This window comes from Microcoleus sp. Pol11C3, from assembly GCF_036701485.1.
In the GTDB taxonomy this organism is placed as follows: Bacteria; Cyanobacteriota; Cyanobacteriia; order Cyanobacteriales; family Microcoleaceae; genus Microcoleus.
Window position 1 is genome coordinate 1 of record NZ_JAUBQW010000294.1, and the last position, 1,674, is coordinate 1,674.

2 protein-coding genes and 1 pseudogene are annotated in these 1,674 nt (G+C 48.1%); 2 read left to right on the plus strand and 1 reads right to left on the minus strand.

Going from position 1 to position 1,674, the window contains the following annotated elements; all coding sequences use genetic code 11:
- Positions 1-181 precede the first annotated feature (181 nt).
- Positions 182-334, minus strand: coding sequence for a hypothetical protein (locus QUA40_RS28635; RefSeq protein WP_333132083.1), 153 nt, complete (start codon positions 332-334; stop codon positions 182-184).
- Positions 335-371: 37 nt separating this feature from the next.
- On the opposite strand from QUA40_RS28635, the gene QUA40_RS28640 reads away from it, so the two are divergent.
- Together QUA40_RS28640 and QUA40_RS28645 are read left to right on the plus strand one after the other, a co-directional pair.
- The gene (locus QUA40_RS28640) at positions 372-458 is read left to right on the plus strand and encodes a hypothetical protein (RefSeq protein WP_333132081.1); all 87 of its coding nucleotides are present in this window, start codon (positions 372-374) and stop codon (positions 456-458) included.
- Positions 418-1,674, plus strand: a pseudogene (locus QUA40_RS28645) (hypothetical protein); the annotation flags it as partial. The gene QUA40_RS28640 and the pseudogene QUA40_RS28645, both read left to right, overlap by 41 nt.

Sequence of the window (1,674 nt, forward strand, 5' to 3'; positions counted from 1 at the left end):
ATGGGAGAGCGTGGATGCTGGCGACTGAAGGCATACTTATTCATTTTACTATGGGCGTGTTCCCGGACATGATATCAGTTGTTCAGCACAGATATATTTTGATTAAAGGCTGCAGGTTGTATTCCAGAGCGATAGGGCAAAGCGATTAGCGCCGATCGCAACTCCCCAGGAACCACATTGATTAGGGTGATCGATCATCATTAATTGAAGCAGCACGGCGACTAGCAAAAGCATCTTTATTGGGTTGAAGCGACAAATCATCTAACAGCACCAGCGAGGTCTTGACAATGATTACCTTATACACTGCACCATCTTTTGAGGAACTACCTAGCATCAGCCCACCCTGTATAGAGCTTGAAACTTGGCTTCGTATGGCAAAGCTGCCCTACAACAAAGTCATCGTGATAGCACAAAGTTTTGAGCTTGCCCCCAAGGGTAAAATTCCTTTTATCGACTGATTTTGCCACACCTACTGCTAGCTTGGCTGCCGTCTCTAACATTACTATAGCTGGTGGTACAAGTCAGACATTGACAGTTACTTTTACTGATAGTAGTGGAGTTGATGTTAGCAGTTTCGATAATTCTGACCTGGTAGTAAACTGGTCAGGTGGGGCAATTTCTGCTACATTTGTCAACCTCGATACTAATAGTAATGGCACCCCTCGCACGGCAATTTATTCTCTAACTCCGCTTGGGGGAAGTTGGGATGATACAGATAATGGGAGTTATGCTGTTAATTTGCAAGCATCGCAAGTAAAAGATACTTTTGGCAATCAAGTTGTAGCTAGCAATTTAGGCAGTTTTACTGTTAACATTCCCACGCCAACACCGACTCCAACGCCAACACCGACTCCCACGCCGACTCCCACGCCGACTCCGACAATAACTCCGACTCCAACTCCGACTCCGACTCCGACAATAACTCCGACAATAACTCCGACAATAACTCCGACTCCAACAACAACTCCGACAATAACTCCGACAATAACTCCGACTCCGATTCCAACTCCGACTCCGACAATAACTCCGACTCCCACGCCGACTCCCACGCCGACTCCGACTCCGACAATAACTCCAACTCCGACTCCAACTCCGACTCCGACTCCGACAATAACTCCAACTCCGACTCCAACTCCGACTCCAACGCCAACTCTCGGTACTCCCGCTGTCATTTTCCTTGAACCACTGGGCAGTACCAACGTACTCGAAAGCTTGGGCAGCGATATATACAAAGTGCGACTAAATACTCAGCCAACTGCTAATGTCACCGTCGCCATTACGCCTGAAACTCAAGTTATTGTCAGCCAACCTGCCCTTACTTTTACTCCCGTCAATTGGAATGTCGCCCAAACGGTAACGGTGACTGCGGTTGACGATGCGGTTGTTGAGGGCGAGCGTGTCAGCCCCATTAGCCACGCCACTACCAGCACTGACACATTGTATGATAATCTCGTCGCCCCTCTCACAGTCAATATCAGTGACAACGATAACTTAGGCGATGTCACAACCTTGTTGAAAAAGTCAGTAATCGGTTTGACCGATAAGGACGATCGCGTCACAGGATCGCCATTGAATGACATTATCTACGCACGCCCCCGCAATGACTATCTTCATGGCAAAGCAGGCGATGACTTGCTTTACGGACAAAAAGGGGATGACGGCATCAGTGGCGGT

Excerpts from the sequence above, each read along its gene's own strand:
- QUA40_RS28640 (WP_333132081.1), top strand. The coding sequence starts at position 372 with ATGGCAAAGCTGCCCTACAACAAAGTCATCGTGATAGCACAAAGTTTT.
- QUA40_RS28635 (WP_333132083.1), bottom strand. The coding sequence starts at position 334 with ATGCTAGGTAGTTCCTCAAAAGATGGTGCAGTGTATAAGGTAATCATT.